The organism is Streptomyces sp. NPDC015532 (genome assembly GCF_043078065.1).
GTDB lineage: Bacteria > Actinomycetota > Actinomycetes > Streptomycetales > Streptomycetaceae > Streptomyces.
In genome coordinates this window covers 62,321-83,004 of sequence record NZ_JBIBSY010000009.1, presented here as the reverse complement: position 1 = coordinate 83,004, position 20,684 = coordinate 62,321, and the positions used below count along the sequence as shown (strand labels likewise).

Sequence of the window (20,684 nt, the reverse complement as noted above, 5' to 3'; positions counted from 1 at the left end):
TCAGAAGAGTGTGCCCTCCTCGGGCCCTTCCAGCTCCTTCAGCAGCTCCGCGCCGTTGTTGCGGACATTGCTGACCGCGGTGGAGACGGGGTACGCGCGCATCAGCCCGGTGGGCGGCGGCGCGAGCAGGTCACGCAGCTCGTCCGGGTCCGTGCGGGACGGGTCGAGCCAGCTGTCCCAGCGGTCGGGGGTGAGCATCAGGGGCATCCGGGGATGAATGTCGGCCAGCGCCCGGGGGCCCTCGGCCGGGCCCACCGCGAGCGGTGCCGTCTCCGCCTCGGTCGTGATGACCGAGCAGGTCACCCACCAGGCCAGCGGATGCTCGTCCGGCAGCGTCCGGTCACGCCAGAACTCGTACAGCCCCGCCATCGCGAAGACCGAGCCGTCCGCCGGCGTCACGAAGTACGGCTGCTTGCGCGGCCGCTTCTTCCGGCCCTCGACCTCCAGCTCGCGCTCGGCACCGCCGGTGACCCACTCGTAGTAGCCGTCGGCGGGGATGACACAGCGCCGGGTGGCGAAGGCACGGCGGTACGAGGGCTTCTCGTGGACCGTCTCGGCGCGCGCGTTGATCATCCGGGCGGCGCCCTCGGGCGTCTTGGCCCAGGACGGGACGAGTCCCCACTTGAGCTTGCGCAGCTGGCGAACCGGTTCCTGGCTGTCCGCGTCCTTCACAGGGCGGTCGAGGACGACGTAGACCTCCTTCGTCGGAGCCACGTTGTAGTCGGGCGCCAGGGTCTCCTCGGCGTCCCACTTCTCGACCTCAAAGATTCCTGCGAGATCCTCGGGTCCACGACTGGCTGCATACCGTCCGCACATACGTGCAACACTGCCAGATTCCGTGCCACGAAAGGGAGCCACCGCCGACAATGGACAGCACCGCATCCACCTCGCTGGCCTCGCTCAGCTCCCTGTGGGACGAGGTTTTCGGCACCCAGCCGGACCCTGACCTGTGGGTGGTGATCGCCACCATGGTCGCGGCCCTCGCGGCGATCGTCCCGCACGGCGTCTGGCGCCTCTCCCGCAACGCCATCACCATCGCGCACGAGGGCGGCCACGGGCTGGTCGCCCTGCTCACCGGGCGCAGCCTCAGCGGCATCCGGCTGCACTCCGACACCAGCGGCCTGACCGTCAGCCGCGGCAAGCCGACCGGCCTCGGCATGATCCTCACGGCGGCGGCCGGCTACACCGCTCCCCCGCTGCTCGGCCTCGGCGGCGCCGCGCTGCTCGGCGCGGGCCACATCACCCTGCTGCTGTGGGCGGCCACGGCCCTGCTCATAGCCATGCTGGTGATGATCCGCAACGCGTACGGCGCGCTCACCGTGATCCTCACCGGCGGCACCTTCCTGCTGGTGTCCTGGCTCGCCGGACCCCAGGTGCAGGCCGCGTTCGCCTACGCCGTGGTGTGGTTCCTGCTCCTCGGCGGCGTCCGCCCGGCCTTCGAGCTCCAGGCGAAGCGGACGCGGGGCGGCGCGGGCGACTCCGACGCGGACCAGCTGTCACGGCTGACGCACGTACCGGCGGGGCTGTGGCTGTTCCTCTTCCACGCCGTGTCGCTGTGCTCGCTGATGGGCGGCGGGCGCTGGCTGCTGGGGCTGTGAGCCGCGGGCCGCTGCGAAAAGGCGGCTGAGCTGCGCCGCGGCCGTCCGGCGCGCGCCCGGGACACCCCCTGTCCCGCTCCCCCGGGCGGCGTCACCGGCGGTGACGGACCGGCGGCGGCCCGGCGCCCTGCCACTAAAGTGGGGCGCATGACCGTGAACCCCGCCCACACCGCCCTCTGGCCAGCCCCGCACGCAAGCGGAGCCGTCGACGCGACGGTTCACGTGCCGGGGTCCAAGTCGGTCACCAACCGCGCTCTCGTCCTGGCCGCGCTGGCCTCCGAGCCGGGCTGGCTGCGCCGCCCGCTGCGTTCCCGCGACACCCTGCTGATGGCCGGCGCCCTGCGCGCGATGGGCGTGGGCATCGAGGAGACGGTCGCCTCCAGCTCGACGGTCGCGGCGGGCCCGGACTCCTCCGGCGAGGCCTGGCGGGTCATCCCCTCGGGCCTGCGCGGTCCGGCCACGGTCGACGTCGGCAACGCCGGCACCGTCATGCGCTTCCTTCCCCCCGTCGCCGCCCTCGCGGACGGCCCCATCCGCTTCGACGGCGACCCGAGGTCGTACGAGCGTCCGCTGCACGGCGTGATCGACGCGCTGCGCCTGCTCGGCGCCCGGATCGACGACGACAGCCGCGGCGCCCTTCCGCTGACGGTGCACGGCGGCGGCGCCCTGGACGGCGGCCCGGTGGAGATCGACGCGTCGTCGTCCTCCCAGTTCGTGTCCGCCCTGCTGCTCTCCGCCCCGCGCTTCAACCAGGGCGTCGAGGTCCGGCACACCGGCTCGACGCTCCCGTCCATGCCGCACATCCGGATGACCGTGGACATGCTGCGCGCGGTCGGCGCGCAGGTGGACACCCCGGAGTCGGGCGGCGAGCCGAACGTGTGGCGGGTGACGCCGGGCGCGCTGCTCGGCCGCGACCTGATCATCGAGCCGGACCTGTCGAACGCCCAGCCGTTCCTGGCGGCGGCGCTGGTGACCGGCGGCACGGTCGTGATCCCCGACTGGCCCGCCCACACCACCCAGCCCGGTGACAGGCTGCGGGAGATCTTCACCGAGATGGGTGGCTCCTGCGAACTCACCGAGATCGGGCTCCGGTTCACCGGTTCGGGTGCGATCCACGGTATCGACGTGGACCTCGGCGAGGTCGGCGAGCTGACCCCGGGCATCGCGGCGGTCGCGGCGCTCGCCGACTCCCCCTCCACGCTCCGCGGAGTGGCCCATCTGCGGCTGCACGAGACGGACCGGCTGGCCGCGCTCACCAAGGAGATCAACGAACTCGGCGGCGACGTCACCGAGACCGCCGACGGCCTGCACATCCGGCCGCGACGGCTGCACGGCGGCATCTTCCACACGTACGACGACCACCGCATGGCGACGGCCGGCGCGATCATCGGGCTGGCGGTGAAGGGCGTCCAGATCGAGAACGTGGCGACGACCGCGAAGACCCTGCCCGACTTCCCCGACCTGTGGACCGGGATGCTCGGGAACTGACGGGCGGACCTGGATCATGCGCCGATACGGCAAGAACACCGACGAGGACGACATCCGCCAGCGGCCGAACCGCAAGGGCAACCGTCCGCGTACGAACATCCGCCCCAAGCACGAGGAAGCCGTCGAGGGCATGGTCCTCACGGTCGACCGCGGCCGGCTGACCTGTCTGGTCGAGGGCCGCGCCGTGGTGGCGATGAAGGCACGCGAACTGGGCCGCAAGGCCGCCGTCGTCGGCGACCGCGTGGCCATCGTCGGCGACCTGTCCGGCGAGAAGGACACCCTCGCCCGCATCGTCCGCATCGCGCCGCGCGGCTCGGTGCTGCGCCGCACGGCCGACGACGACGATCCGTACGAGCGCGTGGTCGTCGCCAACGCCGACCAGCTCGCCATCGTCACCGCCCTCGCGGACCCCGAGCCGCGCCCCCGGCTGATCGACCGCTGTCTGGTGGCGGCCTTCGACGGCGGCCTGACCCCGCTCCTCGTGCTCACGAAGTCGGACCTGGCCCCGCCGGACAAGTTCCTGGAGCTGTACGGCGCCCTGGACATCCCGTACGTGGTGACCAGCCGCGACGAGCTGCGGAGCGAGGCCGCCGCCGACCTGGTGCGGGAGCAACTGGTCGGCAGGATCACGGCGTTCGTCGGTCACTCGGGCGTCGGCAAGACGACCCTGGTGAACGCGCTGGTGCCGCCCGAGCAGCGCCGGACGACCGGTCATGTCAACGCGGTCACCGGCCGCGGCCGGCACACCACCACCTCGGCGCTCGCCCTGCCGCTGGCGGGCAGTGCCGGCGGGTGGCTCGTCGACACCCCCGGCGTCCGGTCCTTCGGCCTGCACCACGTCGACCCGTCCCGGGTCATCCTCGCCTTCCCCGACCTCGTGCCCGGCACCGAGGGCTGCCCCCGCGCGTGCAGTCACGACGAGCCGGACTGCGCGCTCGACCAGTGGGTGGCCGACGGCCACGCGGACCCGCAGCGGCTGTATTCGCTGCGCCGGCTGCTGGCCACACGCGAGCGCCGCGAGGGCGACTGACGTCCCCGTGTTTGCGTGTGCCCGCGGTCGGTAAGGGCTTCTCCGGGTCGGTGAATGCATAATCGCACCGAGCCGGTCCGGGCCAGCAGTCGACGTGCGATGGAGGACAAGACATGGCGTGGCTGCTGGTCGTTGTGGCGGGACTGCTCGAAACCGGCTTCGCCGTCTGCCTGAAGCTCTCCCACGGCTTCACCAGACTCTGGCCGACCGTCGCCTTCTGCGTCTTCGCCCTTGGCAGCTTCGGCCTGCTGACGCTCTCTCTGAAGAAGCTCGACGTCGGTCCGGCCTACGCGGTGTGGACCGGCATCGGCGCGGCGGGCACCGCCATCTACGGCATGATCTTCCTCGACGACCTGGTCTCGGTCCTCAAGATCGTCTCGATCAGCCTGGTCATCGCCGGTGTCATCGGGCTCCAGCTCTCGGGATCGGCGCACTGAGCGCGCACCCCGCGCCCTGAGCGCACCCCTTGAATGCGCGTCCCCTGGCCGCCGTCGGGCCACCCGAGGCGCCCCGCCCTCAGACGCCGAGCCGGTGGGACGGTGCCAGCGCGGTCCTGACCAGTTCCGCGACACCGCCCCGGGCGGGCGGCGCGACGACGCACGACAGCGCGAGCCGGGCGACCAGTTCGCAGGTCCGGGTGACCTCGGGGGTGTCCGCGCGGGACAGGGCGAGCGCCGCGACCGCGCGGTCGCGGACCAGTGCCACGAAGTCGGCGGGCGAGGGCAGCGGTCCGTCGGCCCGCCGCTGGGCCGGCACCACGGACGACGAGGGCGCGGCGGACAGCGCGGGCGACGGCAGCCGCTCGCTCCAGCATCCGGTCAGCATCGCCCGCACCAGCGCGTTGCTGCGGGCCGTGGAGGTGGTCCACTCGGCGGTCGCGGCCAGCCGCTCCCGCACGTCCGTGTGCGCGGCGAGGGCCCGGTCGACACCCGCGAGATAGGCGTCGGCCTCCCGCCGTACGAGGGCGCGTGCCAGCCCTTCCTTGCTCCCGAACTCGTTGTAGAGCGTCTGGCGTGACACTCCGGCCACCGCGGCCACATCGACCATCCGCACCGCGGACCACGGCCGGCGCGCGAGTGCCGTATAGGCGGCGTCCAAGAGCGATTCGCGCGCTGCGGGCATCATCGCCTCCCTGGGGCGAGCGGCTCTGGAGCCAGGTTTGACGCGTGCGGGAGCACTGTCAAGGGGTCGCGGCGGCCCTGTGGGGCGCGCGTCCGAGGCCGTGCGCGCCCGGACCGGGTACGAGCCCCCGGGCCGCTCCCCCGCGGACGCGCCGGCGCGGTCCGGCCCGGAGATCACCTGCCGGTCCTGTGTAGCCCCGTCACGACGCGGGCAGATACGGTTCACCCATGCCCGACTACCGCGATGACCTGCGCCTCGCCCATGTCCTGGCGGACGCCGCCGACGCCGCGACGATGGACCGCTTCAAGGCGCTCGACCTGAAGGTCGAGACCAAGCCGGACATGACACCGGTGAGCGAGGCGGACAAGGGCGCCGAGGAACTCATCCGCGGTCATCTCCAGCGGGCCAGGCCGCGGGACGCGGTCCTCGGCGAGGAGTACGGCATCGAGGGCACGGGTCCCCGCCGCTGGGTCATCGACCCGATCGACGGCACCAAGAACTACGTCCGCGGTGTGCCCGTGTGGGCCACGCTGATCTCCCTGATGGAGGCAGGCGAGGGCGGCTACCAGCCGGTCGTCGGCGTCGTCTCGGCCCCCGCGCTCGGCCGTCGCTGGTGGGCGGCGAAGGGGCACGGCGCGTTCACCGGCCGCAGCCTGTCCTCGGCGTCCCGTCTGCGGGTGTCCAAGGTCTCGCGGATGGCCGACGCGTCCTTCGCGTACTCCTCGCTGTCCGGCTGGGAGGACCAGGGCCGTCTGGACGGTTTCCTCGATCTCACGAAGGCGGTCTGGCGCACCCGCGGTTACGGCGACTTCTGGCCGTACATGATGGTCGCCGAGGGCTCGGTGGACATCTGCGCCGAACCCGAGCTGTCGCTCTGGGACATGGCGGCGAACGCGATCATCGTGACCGAGGCAGGCGGCTCGTTCACCGGCCTCGACGGACGCCCCGGCCCGCACAGCGGCAACGCGGCCGCGTCGAACGGCCTCCTCCACGACGAGATGCTGGGCTACCTGAACCAGCGTTACTGAGTGGCGCAAGGCGGCCGTGACGTGACGCTGCCACACGGCCGCCGCCGGGCGCTCTGCCGCGGGCCCGCCTGAGAAATCGCCGGCCGAGCGGGTCGCGCCGAGGGCACCGCGAGTACCGGACAGACCCTCCGGCGGAGGTGGTAGCGCGGGGGCGCCTGAGCGGCGCCGACGGTTCTCGCCTCGCCGGGCGGCGCCCCGGGAATCGGTGGTAGGGCCGGGACGCCTGAGCGGCAGTGCCGGACCCCGGGGCTGCTGAGCAACCCCGGGCGCCCCCGAACTCGCGGCACGCGCCCCCTTGTTGACCCTCTCTTTAACTGCGACCCTGAGAGCTCCCCCACTTGTGAACTTGTGAACCGCTTCTCTTTGCGCTCCGTCGAGGAGCCGGGGAGCCCGCGGCTCACAGAGGAGGTGGCTCCAGCCCATGCTCGTCCGCGACGCCATGAGCACGGTGGTCCTCACCATCGGCCCGGCACACACCCTCCGGCAGTCGGCCCGCCTGATGTCCGCACGCCACGTCGGGGCGGCCGTGGTCCTCGACGAGGACTCGTCCGGCCTCGGCATCCTCACCGAGCGCGACATCCTCAACTCCCTCGCCCACGGCCAGAACCCGGACTCGGAGACAGCCGGCAGCCACACCACCACCGACGTCGTCTTCGCCGCGCCCACCTGGACCCTGGAGGAGGCCGCGGCCGCGATGTCGCACGGCGGCTTCCGGCACCTGATCGTGCTCGACGGCAGTGGCCCGGTGGGCATCGTCTCGGTCCGCGACATCATCCGCTGCTGGGCACCCGTCCGGCAGCAGGTACCGGCCTGAGCGGACCGCCGGGTCCACCCTGAGCACCTCGGCGGACCTGAACCGACCGGCGGATCCCGCCCGAACACACAGGCGGGCCTGAACTCCCGGGCGACTCCGGGGCGTTCGGGCCCGCCCTTCGCACCCGGCACACCGGACTCGCCCCGAAGGTGGATAGTGTCCAAGTCAGGTCAAGATCTAAAATCACACTCATTCGGGATCTGGTGCACCTGCTGTTAGGCTGACCTGTATGAGTGACCTGTTGGAACGCCTGCGCGGACGTGGATGGCGCTTGACCGCGCAGCGACGTGTCGTGGCCGAGGTCCTCGACGGCGACCACGTCCACCTGACGGCCGACGAGGTACACGCCCGCGCCGTTGCCAAGCTGCCCGAGATCTCCCGGGCCACCGTCTACAACACGCTGGGTGAGCTGGTCTCGCTCGGCGAGGTGCTGGAAGTCGCCACGGACAAGCGCGCCAAGCGGTACGACCCGAACGCGCACCGTCCGCACCACCACCTGGTGTGCGCCCGGTGCGGGGCGATCCGCGACGTCCATCCGATCGGCAACCCGCTCGGCGACCTCCCCGACTCGGAGCGCTTCGGCTTCACCGTCTCGAACGTCGAGGTGACCTACCGCGGCATCTGCCCCGACTGCGCGGCCATGGCGGCGTAGAAGCGCACGAACGCCCACACAGGCACCCGAACCCCGGCACGCCACGCGCGCTGGGGTTCTTCCTTCCCCGCGCCCTGTTCCCCGTTCACCGTCGGACCTTCCGGGTTCCGGGTTCCGGGTTCCCGGCTCGCCGTCGGCTCTTTCCGGTTCGCTGTTCACTGTTCGCTGTCGCGTTTCCGCGTAGGGTCCGCAAACGAACCGAGGGCCGGAACCCTTTCGGATTCCGGCCCTCGGCCTTCAGTAGCGGGGACAGGATTTGAACCTGCGACCTCTGGGTTATGAGCCCAGCGAGCTACCGAGCTGCTCCACCCCGCGTCGATGAACTGAACAGTACGTCAAGACCGTGGCCCGCGCAAATCCATTGACCGGGGGTCCGGCGATCGCCCTCCGGCCCCGTCACCAGGGGCGGGTTCCCGGGGTGACAGGTCCGGCGGACGGACCCGGTACACCCCGGCTGCCCCTCACGCGGACAGTTCCTCCCGTAAGGCGTCCCGCAGTCGCGCCGCCCGCTCGGAGACCTCCGCCGGCCCCAGCGACACGGCCCGGTCGGCCCAGCGCTGCCCCTCGGCGAGCTCACCGCGCCGCGCGTACACGAGCGCCAGCCGGAGCGCCGCCCGCCCGTGACCCGCGTCGGCCGCGCGGGTCCACCACAGTGCCGCCTCCGGCTCACTCCCCTCGCGGGCGAGCAGCAGCCCCAGGTTGAAGGCGCCGTTGCGCGACCCGGCCTCGGCGGCCTCGCGGTACCAGCGCGCCGCCTCCACGACATCGCCCCGCGCGGCGGCCAGCATCCCGACCCGCACCTGTGCGCGCCGGTGCCCCTGGGACGCGGCCCGCTCGTACCACTCCTCGCATTCGCTCTTCTCCTGCGCGGGCTCCCCGAGTTCGTGCGCGGGCGCCGGGGGCCGCCGGGCGTCGAGCACGGCGGCGAGCCGGTAGGCGGCCTCGGCACTGCCCCCTCCCGCGGCGCACCGCAGATGCCGCTCGGCGGCCGGCTCGTCGCCCTCCCTCAGCCGCGCGATGCCCACCTGGAGCGCCGCTTCCGTGTGTCCGGCGGCGGCGGCACGCTCGTACCACCGCAGCGCCGCGGCGTCGTCGCCCTCCGTGGCCCGTCCCGCGTGCAGGATGCCGAGGTTGAACGCGGCGTCCACGCTCCCGGCCTCCGCGGCCTTGGAGAACCACGGCTCGGCCCCGGCCGCGTCACCGCCCTGGAGCAGCAGGATCGCCAGGGCGTTGGCGGCCTCGCGGTGACCGGCGTACGCGGCCCTGCGGTACCACTGCTCGGCCTGCGCGGTCCGTCCCTGCTCGGCGCAGAGCAGCCCGAGGTTGTACGCGCCGTTCACGTCGCCCGCGTCCATCGCGGCCCGGTACCACCGCTCGGCGGTCTGGGTCTCCCCCCGCTCGGCGTGCAGTGCGCCCAGCGCGTTGGCGGCGTTCCCGTCCCCGTCCTGCGCGGCCCGCAGCCACCAGACGGCGGCGCTGTCGGGATCCCCGGCGTCGCGCAGCAGGAATCCGAGGGCGCACGCGGCGCGCGCCTCGCCGTCCTTGGCGGACGTCAGATACCAGCGCCCGGCCTCCTTGAGGTCGCCGCGCTTCTCCAGGATCGCCCCGAGATGCAGTGCGGCCCTGCGGTGCCCGCGCGCGGCGGCCTGCCGGTACCACTGTTCGGCGGCCTGTCCCGCGGCGCCGATGACACCGTTGTCGCCCACGGCCTCGCCCGAGTCCAGGGCTTTGCGGTCGAGTGCGCGCGCCAGCCGGTACGCGGCCTCGCGGTGCCCGCGCTCCGCGGCGGCCCGCATCCACTGCTCGGCACCCACGTCGCTACGATGCTCCAGCAGATCGGCGAGGGCGTAGGCGCCCAGGGCGTGGCCCTGTTCGGCGGACTGGCGCAGCCAGTATTCGGCGGCGGGCTCGTCACCGCGCTCGCGGTGGTGCCGGCCGAGCGCGTGCGCGGCGGCGGCACTGCCGGCCACGGCGGCGATCCGCCACCATCCGGCGGCCTCGTCGGCATATCCGCGCTGGTAGAGGAGGACACCCAGATTGTTGGCGGCGGCACGGTCGCCCGCGGCGGTGGCCGCGCGCAACTGCGGTTCGGCCGCGTCGAGATCGCCGCGGCGCAGCAGCATGGCCCCGAGGACGCTCATCGCCTCGACGTCGCCGGCTTCCGCGGCCGACCACTGGCGCGCCTCCTCGGCAGCCTCGCCGGTCTCGTCCCGGTCGGAAGGCTGCGTGAGATCCGCAGGCTGCACAAAGTCGGCAGGCTGCGCAAACCGCCCTGTATCCAACAGAGTTGCCTTGTCCCCCATAACGTCCATCGTCGCACCACCTGCAAACTGGGTACACCTGGTATACCGCAGCCAGTTAGGTCACTTCAGCGTTTTGTCGACATGCCCACAGAGAGACAAGTCAAACACAGAACGCCCAACTGCCCTCGCATGTCGCGGCACTTCACACGAGTCGCCAGGTCACCGGCGCACTCCGGCGTGGCGTCACACACGTCGAAGGCCCGGATCCATGAACTGGATCCGGGCCTTCGACTTCAGTAGCGGGGACAGGATTTGAACCTGCGACCTCTGGGTTATGAGCCCAGCGAGCTACCGAGCTGCTCCACCCCGCGCTGTTGTTCCTCAACCGTACCACGGCGCGGGGTGGGTCCTGATCAGCTGCCTCCGGAGCTCTTTTCGCTGCTCGGGCTGCTACTGGGGCTGCTGCTCGGACCGGGGTCCGCGCCGGAACTGCCGCTCTTGTCGGCGCCCTTGCCGTCCGACTTGTCCGCGCCGGAACCGCCGGCGGTCTTGTCCGCCTTGGCCTGCGCGTCCTCGGCCCGCTTCAGCGCGTCCTCAAGGTCCTTCTGCGCCTCGCCGTACGCCTTCCAGTCGCCCTTCTTGAGGGCTTCCTGACCCTGGTCGAAGGCCTTCTGCGCGTCGGTGAGCGCGGCCTGGACCGTCGGGTTGCTCGACGTGGGCGGTTTCGTGGTGCCCTCGTCCGGCGGCTCGGTCGAACTCTCCGCTCCGAATACCTTGTTGAGCGCCTGGCCCAGCGTGTCCTCGAAGGCGGTGTTGCCTCCGTAGGTCACCAACACCTTGCGCAGCAGCGGGTACTTGAGGTCGCCACCACGGACGTAGACCGGTTCCACGTAGAGCAGTCCGCCGTCCAGGGGAACGGTCAGCAGGTTGCCGTACTCGACCTCCGAGTCGCCGCCTCTGAGGAGTCTGATCGACTCGGCGATGGAGGGCTCGGAGTTGAACTGGCTCTGTACCCGTTTGGGTCCGTCGACCGTTCTGCCGGTCGGCAGTTTCAGAACGCTGATCTTGCCGTAACCGGGCGTCCCCGCCTCGGCGTTGACCGACACGAACGCGCTCAGGTTGTCACGGCCGTTCGGCGTCATCGTCGTCGTCAGCGAGAACGCCTGCGACGACTCCCCCGGCAGCTTCATGCTCAGGTAGTACGGAGGCACCGCGCTGCCCGACTTGTTGGTCGGGTCGTCCGGCACCTGCCACACCTCGCTGCCGCTCAGGAACGTCTGGGCGTCCTTCACGTGGTAGCGGGTGAGCAATTCGCGCTGGACCTTGAACAGGTCCTGCGGATACCGCAGATGGGCCATCAGCTCCGGCGAGATCGACTGCTTCGACTCCACCGTGTCCGGGAACGCCTTCATCCAGGTCTTCAGGACCGGGTCCTCGGTGTCCCACTGGTAGAGCTTGACCGCGCCGGTGTACGCGTCGACGGTCGCCTTCACCGAGTTGCGGATGTAGTTGACCTGGTTCTGCTGGGCCACCACCGCGCGCTGGTTGTTGGCCGCCGTCAGCGAGTCCGCCGTGGTGTCGCCGAGCGTGGTGCGCGAGGCGTACGGATAGCCGTTGGTGGTGGTGTACGCGTCGACGATCCACTGGATCTTCCCGTCGACGACCGCCGGGTAGGCGTCACCGTCGATGGTCAGCCAGGGGGCGACCGCCTCGACCCGCTCCTTGGGCGTGCGGTTGTAGAGGATCCGCGAACCCTCGCCGATCGCGCCCGAGTACATGATCTGCGGTTCGCCGAACGCCACCGCGTACGCGGCCCGGTTGACCGGACTGGCGAGGCTGATGCCGCTCTTGCCCTTGTAGCTGGTGGTCTTCTCACCGCTGTCGTCGGAGTAGTCGATCTCCTTCTGGGGACCGCCGACGATCGAGTACTGGGTGGTCTTCTCCCCGTAGTAGATCTGCTGCTGGTACGCGCCCAGGTCGCCCTTGGACGGCAGGTCGTACTCGGTGAAGACCGGGCGGCCCTCGCTGTCGGCCGTGGTGCCCTTGGAGGCGACGACGCCGTATCCGTGCGTGTACCGGAAGTGGTCGTTGATCCAGTTGCTCTTCGGGATGCCCGCGAGGTTCAGCTCGCGCAGACCGATGACCGTGTCCTGGTCCTTGCCGTCCTTGGTGTACCGGTCGACGTCCAGGTTCGACGGGAAGCCGTAGTAGTTCCGTACCTGCTGGAGCTGCTGGAAGGTCGGCGACACGATGTTCGGGTCCATCAGCCGGATGCTGGCGACGGTGTCGGCGTCGTCACGGAGCTCGGCCTTGTCCTTGGTGTCGCTCGCCCCCGCGTAGTCCTGCACCTCGGCGCGGGCGATCCCGTACGCGTCGCGGGTCGCCTTGAGGTTCTTCTCGACGTACGGCGCTTCCTTGGCCTGCTCGTTCGGTTCGACCTGGAACTTCTGGACTATCGCGGGGTACAGGCCGCCGATGAGGACGGCCGAGAGCACCATGAGGCCGAAGCCGATCACCGGCAGCTGCCAGGTGCGCCGCCACAGCGTCGCGAAGAAGAGCAGCGCGCAGATGACGGCGATGCAGAACAGGATCGTCTTGGCGGGCAGGTACGCGTTCGCGTCGACGTACCGCAGACCCGTCCAGTTGCCGGTCGCCTTGAAGTCACTGGACTTCACAGCGAGCCCGTACCGGTCGAGCCAGTAGGCGACCGCCTTCAGGGCGACGAAGACGCCGAGGAGCACCGAGAGGTGCCCGGTGGCCGCGGCCGTGGCACGCGCTCCGGGGCTCGTGATCCGCAGACCGCCATACAGGTAGTGCGTGAGCGCGGCGGCGATCAGCGAGAGCACGGCGGCGGCGAAGCCGAAGCCGAGCAGGAAGCGGTACCAGGGCAGGTCGAAGGCGTAGAACGAGACGTCGAGGTGGAACTGGGGGTCCTTCTGGTGGAAGGGAACCCCGTTCACCCACATCAGCCACGTGCGCCACTGGCCCGAGGCGGAGGCGCCGGCGATCAGCCCCACCAGGGAGGTGATCGCGAGCAGCAGCCAGCGCTTGTAGGGCGCGATGCCCATGCGGTACCGGTCGAGGCTCTGCTGCTCCATCGACATGGCGCTCAACGGCGGGCGCAGCCGGTGCGCCAGCCAGATGTTGAAGCCCACCGCGGCCGCCATCAGCAGACCGAAGACGAAGAAGAGCCCGATCTTGGTCCACAGTGTGGTGGTGAAGACCGACGAGTAATGAACCGAGCGGTACCAGAGCCAGTCCGTCCAGAACCCCGCGAACATGACGAAGGCCATGGCCAGCACGGCCAGCAGGCCCAGTGTCATGAGCAGGGTCCGGACACGCCGGGACGGCCGGCCCACTCTGATCCGTGGCCCCGTCGGGCCTCCGCCGCGGTCCGGCATCTGGAAAGCCAAGGTGCGCACCTCGAAGTCGCTGTCGAATCCGTCGGGCCCCCTGTCGGAGGGCCGTCAGCAAGGCTCCGTGATCGAGGAGCCTCATCTATGCAACTTACTCACGCTTTACTCGGTTCCCGATTCAGGTTACGAACGAGGCAGGATTGTGACCATGTCCAACACTCCCATGGCAGCGAGCCCCCTGACCCGGGCCGTACTCGAGATCGACGAGTACGCATCCGGCCTCGGCTGGGACCAGCCCGCCCGCCTCTTCGCCCTCGTAGACACCGCACGGCTGCGGGCCCAGGAACCCGGCATCGCCGCCCAGCTCGGCCTGGAGCACGAACAGGAGACCACCGGTCTCACCCCCGTCGAGCAGGAGGAGATCCCCGCCGGCAAGCCGCTGGACGAGTTCCTCGGCACCATCGCCTGGCCCGACTCCGTCGTCGGCTGCGCGCTCACCGTGGAGCGGCTGATGCTGCCGCCGTCCGCGGAGAACTCGGTCCCGGAGGGGCTGAGCGGCAAGAAGCTCACGCAGTGGGTCGCGGCCCACCCGGACCGCCAGGAGGTGCGCATGACGGTCGGTGTCCTGCGTGACGGCACCCGCGACTCGGCGCTGCGGCTGCGCGAGAAGGACGCGGCGACGGAGGTGCTCACCGGCTCGGGCCTCGTGCCGGGCCTGGCGGAGGCGCTGTCGGCGACGTTCGCGGACTGATCCGCGCACGGACGTGACAGGGGGCGCCCCGCGAGTCGCGGGGCGCCCCCTGTCACGGACGGGCGGTGTCCGTCAGCCCTTGGTGCCGCACTTGGGCAGGTCGGATGTCCGGCCCGCCTCGATGTCCTTCAGGGCCTTCATCGCGTCGTCGATGGTGTCGACCTTGACGAGCCTGAGCCCGTCGGGGGTGTCCTTGGCGGCCTCGGCGCAGTTGTCCTTGGGCGTCAGGAAGTACTGGGCGCCCTTGTTGCGCGCGCCGACCGTCTTCATGTCGATGCCGCCGATCGGGCCGACCTTGCCGTTGTCGTCGATGGTGCCGGTGCCGGCCACGAACTTGCCTCCGGTGAGGTTCCCCGGAGTGAGCTTGTCCACGATGCCGAGCGAGAACATCAGACCCGCGCTCGGGCCGCCGACGTCGGCGAGCTTGATGTCGATCGTGAACGGGAACGTGTGGTCGACCCCGGCCGAGATCCCGACGACGGCACGGTCGGGGAGGTCGTCGTCGGACTTGACCGTGGTGAGCGTCACGTCTTTGGTCGCGGTCGCGGTCGTGTGTTCCTTCGTGGCGGCGGCCTGCTCCTTGGCGGGCACGATCCTGAACACGACCTTGTCGCCGGGCTTGTGCTTGGTGACGAGCTTCGCGACGTCGTCGGGCGCCTTCACGGCCGTACCGTCGACGGCCTTGATCACGTCACCGGCGTGCAGCCGTCCCTCGGCCGGAGAGCCCTTGACGACCGTGGAGACGATCACGAAGGACTTCACGGGGATGCCCAGTTCCTTCAGGGCGGACACCTTGGCGCTCTCCTGCGACTGGCTGAACTCCTCGGCGTTCTCCTGCGTCGACTCCTGCTCGGTCTTGCCGTCCGGGTAGAGCGTGTCGTGCGGCACGATCTTGCTGTCGTGCGCCAGCCAGCCGTAGACGGCCTCGACGAGGTTCATGTTGTAGTCGGCGCTCGTGACCCGGACGGTGGTCATGTTCAGGTGTCCGGTCGTCGGATACGTCTTGCGGCCCGAGATCTGCAGCACCGGCTCGCCGTCATGGTCACCCAGCGTGTTCACCGTGGGACCCGGCGACATCTCCGAGTACGGCACTTTGATGAACACTCCCGCGCACAGGAGCGCGATCAGGATCAGAGTGGAGGCGAGCATCGTCGCGGTGCGGCGTGGCATGGAACGACAGTACGGGACGGTGGTGTAAGCGCACCGTCGGGGCCGTCCGTACGTGGTGGGCCCAGAACACGCCCGAACGCCACGAAGGCCGCGTTCCGGGCCGAGGCCCGAAGCGCTCCGCACGGTCCGGGCCGCCCGGGACCTTCCGAGCGGGCCGTGGACCTCAGAGCACGTCGGAGGGGGACTTCTCCCGGGCGTCGGTCCGCTCCATGGCCTCGCGGAAGCGCGTGTATCCGGCGAGCTCGACACCGTCTCCCGCGGCCTTGCGATTCCGGCCGGCCCAACTGCCCCACAGACCGGCACCGATCGCGGCCATCAGCGGAATCAGCAACCAGGCAAGAGCTGCCATGCCGACCTCCCAACCCCACGAGCGACCGCTACTGACTGATCAGCAGATTAACCATCCGCAGTGTCAACGCTCGCGGCAGGGCCCCGGTTACGCAACCGGACGGCAATTATCAGTCGATCGGACCCCGGTGGGTGCCTGACGCCGGGTGATCCGGCCCGTCTCAGCAGGCTCCGACCCATTCCTGCGAACCGTCGGAGAACCTCTGGTGCTTCCAGATCGGCACCTCGTGCTTGAGGTCGTCGATGAGCCGGCGGCAGGCCTCGAAGGCCTCGCCTCGGTGCGGGCACGACACGGCGACGATCACGGCCAGGTCCCCGACCCGCAGGTCGCCCACCCGGTGAACGGCGGCCAGCGCCCGCACCGGATAGGAGGCCGCCACCTTTTCGGCGACACGACGCATCTCCGCCTCGGCGGTGGGGTGGGACGAGTACCCGAGCTCCTCGACGTCGGCACCGCCGTCGTGATTCCGCACGGTCCCCACGAACAACGCGGTCCCTCCGGCGGCGTCGTCCCCCACCGCCTTGAAGACCTCGTCCAGGGAGAGCGGTTCGTCGCGGATCGCGAGCAGCCGGATCGGGTCCTGCGCGGCCCGCTCACCGGGGTGGTCGTAGGTAGATGCCATGCCCCCCATCGTGCCGCACCCCGCCGACCCGGTGGAATACGGCTTTCCCCCGGCACGCACGCGTACCACTTGGAGCCTCCTCCAGACGCCCGGGCCCGGCCCGGCGCAGCAGCCGCGACACAGCGCGGCCCAGCGCGTCACCGGCACGGCACGCCCCCGGTGCAGCAGCCCGGTGGCACGGCCCGGCTCAACCCGGCGCGGGCCGGCGCGCCACTCGTGCGGCACGGCGCGACCCGGCACAGCCCGGCTCAGCCCGGCTCAGCGCGTCACCGGTGCTGTGCCCCGGAACGAACCGGCTCGGGTCCGGGGTGGCCTGTCGGTGGTCACCCCGGTGGCCCAGCGGCGCGGACCCGGTGTCAGAACCTGCGCCGGGCCTTCCGGGCCCGGCGGACCACCGCGGCCGCGCCCAGCAGGGCCACCGTCGCGCCCGCCGCGCCCGCCGCGGTCGCGTCCTTGCGGCCCAGCCTCCGGCCGGCCACCGTGTGGCGCCCCGCGACCTCCTCCAGCAGCTCCGCCAGGACCTCCTCGTTGGTCCAGCGCGGCCGCCACCCGGCGTCGTGCAAGCGGCTCCCGCTCACCACCCAGGGGTACATCGTGTAGGCGAGGTCCCCGGCGGGCGAGGGAGTGAGCCCGATCCGGTGAAGCCTGGCGGCGGCGCCCAGCGCGACAGCGGAGGGAAGCTCCATCCGCCGGATCCCGCTCAGCTCCTCCACCTGCTCCTGCTCCAGCCAGCCGTCGCACCCGACGGCCAGCTCGCCCTCGACCTTCTCGACGACCGCGTACTCCAGCGCGGCGCACAGGTCCTCGACGTGACAGAACTGCCACGCGGGCCTCGACCCCGTCACGACCAGCAGCCGAGGAGACTCGAAATACCTGGTCAGCGCGGTGTCCGTACCCCCGCCGACGAGGACCGCGGGCCGGACGACGGTCACGTTCAGACCGGGGTGCGCCCGCGGCGCGCGGCGCGCGAGCCGCTCGATCTCCAGCAGGTCGCCGACACCCGTCGCCTCCGCCGTCGCCCGCAGCTCGGCGTCCTCGGACAGAGGCAGCTCGTTGTCGGGCAGCGCTCCGTAGACCATCGCCGACGTGCACAGCACGACCCGGTGGACCCCCGCAGCCGCGGCGGCGGTGAGCACGGTCTGCGTCCCCCGGACGTTGTAGGCGGTCCGGGCCGCCGCGTCCGTCTCCAGATCGAGGTCGAGCGCCAGATGGACCACGACGTCCGCCCCACGCAGCTTCTCGGCGATCGCCGGGTCCCGGACGTCCAGGATGTGCCACTCGGCGTCGGCGCACTCGCCGCGCCGCTCGTCGATGGCGACGACCCGCTTGATCTCCTCACTGGCGGCCAGCCGCTCGGTGAGCAGGGCGCCCACACCGGCCGCCGCGCCGGTGACCGCGACGACGGGGCCGCGCGAGGCTGGGCTGGTTGAGTGGTTTCGCGCTGCGCGAACCTGCGGATCTGGGGAACTCACCGGGCGTCTCCAGCGGTTGTCTTCAGTAATGGACGCGTCTGACGCGTCCCTACCAGGTGGCATCCATCCTGCCGCAGGCGACGAGTCGGCGAAGCACCGAGGCCCGATCGGGTTCAGGTGTCTACGCTGGGTGGTGTTGTGGGCAGCCGCCGTCGGAACGAACCGGCGGCCTTACCAGCCGAGGAATCCCGTGAGTGACACCCCATTCGGATTCGGCCTTCCGCCGGAGGAGCCGGACAACGGCGACGAGGGCAAGAAGAAGGACCAGCAGGGCGGCGGTGGTCAGGGACCGTTCGGTTTCGGGCCGTCCGGAGCCGGTGGCCCCGGAGCCGACAATCCGCTCGCAGCCATGTTCGGCTCGATGAACCCGAACGACCTGGGCGCCGCGTTCCAGCAACTGGGACAGATGCTCTCGTACGAGGGTGGCCCGGTGAACTGGGACATGGCCAAGCAGATCGCCCGGCAGACGGTCGCCCAGGGCACCTCCGACGGCACCAAGGACGCGAGCGTCGGCCCCGCCGAGCGACTCGCGGTCGAGGAGGCCGTCCGTCTGGCCGATCACTGGCTGGACGACGCGACGTCCCTGCCGTCCGGTGCCACCTCCGCGCTCGCGTGGAGCCGCGCGGAGTGGGTCGAGGCGACCCTGCCCGTGTGGAAGGAGCTCGTCGACCCCGTCGCCGAGCGGGTCGGCGCGGCCATGGGCGATGTGCTGCCCGAGGAGATGCAGGCCATGGCGGGCCCGCTGATCGGCATGATGCGCTCCATGGGCGGCGCCATGTTCGGTACGCAGATCGGCCAGGCCGTGGGCGTGCTCGCGGGCGAGGTTGTCGGCTCGACCGACATCGGTCTGCCGCTCGGCCCGGTCGGCAAGGCCGCGCTGCTGCCGCTGAACATCGAGTCGTTCGGCAAGGACCTGAGCGTCCCCCAGGAAGAGGTGCGGCTCTACCTCGCCCTGCGCGAGGCCGCCCACCAGCGCCTCTTCGCGCACGTGCCGTGGCTGCGCTCGCACCTGTTCGGCGCTGTCGAGGGATACGCGCGCGGGATCAAGGTCGACACCGCGAAGCTGGAGGACGTGGTCGGCCAGTTCGACCCGCAGAACCCCGAGGAGCTCCAGCAGGCACTCCAGCAGGGCATGTTCCAGCCCGAGGACACGCCGGAGCAGAAGGCGGCGCTGGCCCGCCTGGAGACGGCGCTCGCACTGGTCGAGGGCTGGGTGGACGCGGTCGTCCACTCGGCGGCCAAGCCGCGGCTCTCGTCGGCCGACGCGCTGCGCGAGACCCTGCGCCGCCGCCGCGCCACGGGCGGTCCCGCCGAGCAGACGTTCGCCACGCTGATCGGTCTGGAGCTGCGCCCGCGCCGGCTCCGCGACGCCTCGCGCCTGTGGGCCTCGCTCACCGACGCGCGCGGTGTGGACGGCCGGGACGGCCTGTGGGCCCACCCGGACATGCTGCCGACGGCGTCCGACCTGGACGACCCGGACGGCTTCGTGCACCGCGAGCACATGGACTTCTCGGAGATCGACAAGATGCTCGGTGAGGCCGCGGGCGGCACCGCCGAGAAGCCGGACCTGAAGAAGCACGACGGCTCGGAGGACTCCGGCAAGGGCGACGACGCCGAGTGAGCCTGCACGACGACGCCGCCCTCGTGCTGAAGGACCACGAGGGCCAGGAAGAGCTGCGCCAGGTCTATCTGGACCACCTGTCCGCGCACCCGGACGGGATGTGGAAGTCCTGCCACGCCGGGCACCTCACGGCGAGCGCCCTGGTGATCGACCCGTCACGCGGCCGTGTCCTGCTGACGCTGCACCGCAAGCTCCGGATGTGGCTCCAGATGGGCGGGCACTGCGAGCCGGGCGACTCGACCCTGGCCGAGGCCGCCCTGCGCGAGGCGACGGAGGAGTCGGGCATCGAGGGCCTGACCCTGCTGCCGGGCGGCCCCGTGACGCTGGACCGGCACGCCATCCCAGCGCCGTGCCACTGGCATCTGGACGTCCAGTACGCGGCCCTGGCCCCTGCCGACGCCGTCGAGGTCATCAGCGACGAGTCCCTCGACCTGCGCTGGTTCGCCTACGACGAGGTCGCCGAGGCGGCCGATGATTCGGTCGTACGCCTGCTGGAGGCGACCCGCGCCCGGCTGTGAGCGGCACGCGCCCGGACAGGGGTGAGGGGCGACCGCCCTTGCGGTCGCCCCTCACCCCTGCTCGCCGGCCCGTCGCTTCCGGGACGGGCGGACGTCAGCTCCAGACGTTGCCCTGGTTCTGCGCGTGCACGCCCTGCTGCCCCATGCCGTACTGGGCACGCAGACCCTGGCCGATCACCGCGTTCTGCGGCGGCAGCAACTCACTGGGCTGCACGAGCGCGTAACCGCTGCCCAGGAAGCTGAGCTCCCAGCCCTCACCGGTGTTGCCCCGGCGCCGCCACACTCCCGAGGAGTGCGTCTGGGCCTGCATCTGCACGCGCAGGCCGGTGGACCACGCGACGATCGCGTCGGCGTCGCAGTTGACGTACTTGTCCGGTGTGACCTGCATCATCAGCGGCATCCCGGAGGTCATCAGCGCGACCTTGCCGCGTCCCGTGATGTTGAGCTGGTACTTGCCGGAGCCGGAGATGCCGTACTGGCTGTCCACGGCGATGACCTCGTGGTGCAGGCCGGAGTCCATCGCCAGCACATAGCTGCTGTCGACGGTGAGGCCGTCCTGCTCGATGTCGACCACGTGGACGTGCTGGCCGAGGTTGGCGAGGTAGATCGTGCCCTGCCCGTGGCAGCGCATCAGGTCGAGGCCCTCGCCGGTGTGCGCACGCGAGCGGCGCTGGCCGTTGTTCTGGTACTCGGCGTCGAACTCGACCAGACCCTGGTACGCGACCATGGTGCCCTTGCGGGCGAGGATGTCGTCGTGACCCTCCAGGACGACGCGCAGCATCTGCGAGTTCTGCAGGCTGTAGCGGTCCTGGGTCTGCTGCTCGTTGTAGCCGAAAAGCGGGCTCTGCAT

At 71.1% G+C, this 20,684-nt stretch carries 19 protein-coding genes and 2 tRNA genes; 10 read left to right on the top strand and 11 right to left on the bottom strand.

Translation table 11 applies throughout. The features are described from left to right. Positions 1-816: an SOS response-associated peptidase gene (locus ACF07B_RS25390; protein ID WP_369484047.1), complete on the bottom strand. Its 816-nt coding sequence runs from the start codon at positions 814-816 to the stop codon at positions 1-3. A gap of 50 nt (positions 817-866) precedes the next feature. On the opposite strand from ACF07B_RS25390, the gene ACF07B_RS25385 reads away from it, so the two are divergent. From ACF07B_RS25385 to ACF07B_RS25370, 4 genes are all read left to right on the top strand, one after another. Continuing rightward, positions 867-1,598: a M50 family metallopeptidase gene (locus ACF07B_RS25385; RefSeq protein ID WP_362402943.1), complete on the top strand. Its 732-nt coding sequence runs from the start codon at positions 867-869 to the stop codon at positions 1,596-1,598. 147 nt (positions 1,599-1,745) lie between these two features. Beyond that, positions 1,746-3,086: a 3-phosphoshikimate 1-carboxyvinyltransferase gene (gene aroA / locus ACF07B_RS25380; protein ID WP_384238198.1), complete on the top strand. Its 1,341-nt coding sequence runs from the start codon at positions 1,746-1,748 to the stop codon at positions 3,084-3,086. Positions 3,087-3,102: 16 nt separating this feature from the next. Then, entirely contained in the window at positions 3,103-4,116 is a 1,014-nt protein-coding gene (gene rsgA, locus ACF07B_RS25375) for a ribosome small subunit-dependent GTPase A (RefSeq protein WP_384238196.1), read from the top strand. Between the two features lie 113 nt (positions 4,117-4,229). After that, positions 4,230-4,553 carry a multidrug efflux SMR transporter gene (locus ACF07B_RS25370; protein WP_329301577.1) on the top strand — a complete coding sequence of 108 codons (324 nt, stop codon included), beginning with the start codon at positions 4,230-4,232 and terminating at the stop codon, positions 4,551-4,553. A gap of 79 nt (positions 4,554-4,632) precedes the next feature. On the opposite strand, the gene ACF07B_RS25365 is transcribed toward ACF07B_RS25370, so the two are convergent. After that, on the bottom strand, positions 4,633-5,241 hold the full coding sequence (locus ACF07B_RS25365) for a TetR/AcrR family transcriptional regulator (RefSeq protein ID WP_392180634.1): 609 nt from the start codon (positions 5,239-5,241) through the stop codon (positions 4,633-4,635). Positions 5,242-5,465: 224 nt separating this feature from the next. On the opposite strand from ACF07B_RS25365, the gene hisN reads away from it, so the two are divergent. The 3 genes from hisN (at position 5,466) to ACF07B_RS25350 (ending at position 7,732) form a co-directional block, all read left to right on the top strand. Beyond that, complete coding sequence (hisN, locus tag ACF07B_RS25360) at positions 5,466-6,266, top strand: histidinol-phosphatase (protein ID WP_362402933.1); 801 nt, start codon at positions 5,466-5,468, stop codon at positions 6,264-6,266. Positions 6,267-6,687: 421 nt separating this feature from the next. Continuing rightward, positions 6,688-7,080, top strand: a complete 393-nt coding sequence (locus ACF07B_RS25355) for a cyclic nucleotide-binding/CBS domain-containing protein (RefSeq protein WP_369484051.1) — start codon at positions 6,688-6,690, stop codon at positions 7,078-7,080. Positions 7,081-7,309: 229 nt separating this feature from the next. Then, positions 7,310-7,732, top strand: coding sequence for a Fur family transcriptional regulator (locus ACF07B_RS25350; protein WP_392180633.1), 423 nt, complete (start codon positions 7,310-7,312; stop codon positions 7,730-7,732). 241 nt (positions 7,733-7,973) lie between these two features. Here the strand turns inward: ACF07B_RS25350 and ACF07B_RS25345 are convergent. The 4 genes from ACF07B_RS25345 to ACF07B_RS25330 all read right to left on the bottom strand — a co-directional run bounded on the left by ACF07B_RS25345 (position 7,974) and on the right by ACF07B_RS25330 (position 13,376). Continuing rightward, positions 7,974-8,047, bottom strand: a tRNA-Met gene (locus ACF07B_RS25345). A gap of 146 nt (positions 8,048-8,193) precedes the next feature. After that, the gene (locus ACF07B_RS25340; protein WP_392180632.1) at positions 8,194-10,044 is read right to left on the bottom strand and encodes a sel1 repeat family protein; all 1,851 of its coding nucleotides are present in this window, start codon (positions 10,042-10,044) and stop codon (positions 8,194-8,196) included. Positions 10,045-10,272: 228 nt separating this feature from the next. Beyond that, positions 10,273-10,346, bottom strand: a tRNA-Met gene (locus ACF07B_RS25335). Positions 10,347-10,388: 42 nt separating this feature from the next. Beyond that, positions 10,389-13,376: a UPF0182 family protein gene (locus ACF07B_RS25330; protein WP_392180779.1), complete on the bottom strand. Its 2,988-nt coding sequence runs from the start codon at positions 13,374-13,376 to the stop codon at positions 10,389-10,391. A gap of 163 nt (positions 13,377-13,539) precedes the next feature. Between ACF07B_RS25330 and ACF07B_RS25325 the strand changes: the two genes are divergently transcribed. Continuing rightward, on the top strand, positions 13,540-14,082 hold the full coding sequence (locus ACF07B_RS25325) for a PPA1309 family protein (RefSeq protein ID WP_392180631.1): 543 nt from the start codon (positions 13,540-13,542) through the stop codon (positions 14,080-14,082). 72 nt (positions 14,083-14,154) lie between these two features. Here ACF07B_RS25325 and ACF07B_RS25320 read toward each other — a convergent pair whose 3' ends face one another. The 4 genes from ACF07B_RS25320 to ACF07B_RS25305 all read right to left on the bottom strand — a co-directional run bounded on the left by ACF07B_RS25320 (position 14,155) and on the right by ACF07B_RS25305 (position 17,695). Continuing rightward, positions 14,155-15,252: a PDZ domain-containing protein gene (locus ACF07B_RS25320; RefSeq protein WP_392180630.1), complete on the bottom strand. Its 1,098-nt coding sequence runs from the start codon at positions 15,250-15,252 to the stop codon at positions 14,155-14,157. Positions 15,253-15,415: 163 nt separating this feature from the next. Next, positions 15,416-15,601 (bottom strand): hypothetical protein, encoded by a 186-nt coding sequence (locus ACF07B_RS25315; protein ID WP_369486268.1) that lies wholly within the window; start codon positions 15,599-15,601, stop codon positions 15,416-15,418. 160 nt (positions 15,602-15,761) lie between these two features. Beyond that, entirely contained in the window at positions 15,762-16,223 is a 462-nt protein-coding gene (locus ACF07B_RS25310; RefSeq protein ID WP_369486269.1) for a molybdenum cofactor biosynthesis protein MoaE, read from the bottom strand. Between the two features lie 356 nt (positions 16,224-16,579). Continuing rightward, complete coding sequence (locus ACF07B_RS25305) at positions 16,580-17,695, bottom strand: SDR family oxidoreductase (protein ID WP_384241718.1); 1,116 nt, start codon at positions 17,693-17,695, stop codon at positions 16,580-16,582. Positions 17,696-17,885: 190 nt separating this feature from the next. On the opposite strand from ACF07B_RS25305, the gene ACF07B_RS25300 reads away from it, so the two are divergent. Both ACF07B_RS25300 and ACF07B_RS25295 read left to right on the top strand, forming a co-directional pair. Next, entirely contained in the window at positions 17,886-19,316 is a 1,431-nt protein-coding gene (locus ACF07B_RS25300; protein WP_392180629.1) for a zinc-dependent metalloprotease, read from the top strand. After that, a complete protein-coding gene (locus ACF07B_RS25295) occupies positions 19,313-19,834 on the top strand; it encodes an NUDIX hydrolase (RefSeq protein WP_392180628.1) in 522 nt (173 codons plus the stop codon). Before ACF07B_RS25300 ends, ACF07B_RS25295 begins: the two co-directional genes overlap by 4 nt. A gap of 94 nt (positions 19,835-19,928) precedes the next feature. On the opposite strand, the gene ACF07B_RS25290 is transcribed toward ACF07B_RS25295, so the two are convergent. Beyond that, the gene (locus tag ACF07B_RS25290; RefSeq protein WP_384241712.1) at positions 19,929-20,684 is read right to left on the bottom strand and encodes an AIM24 family protein; all 756 of its coding nucleotides are present in this window, start codon (positions 20,682-20,684) and stop codon (positions 19,929-19,931) included.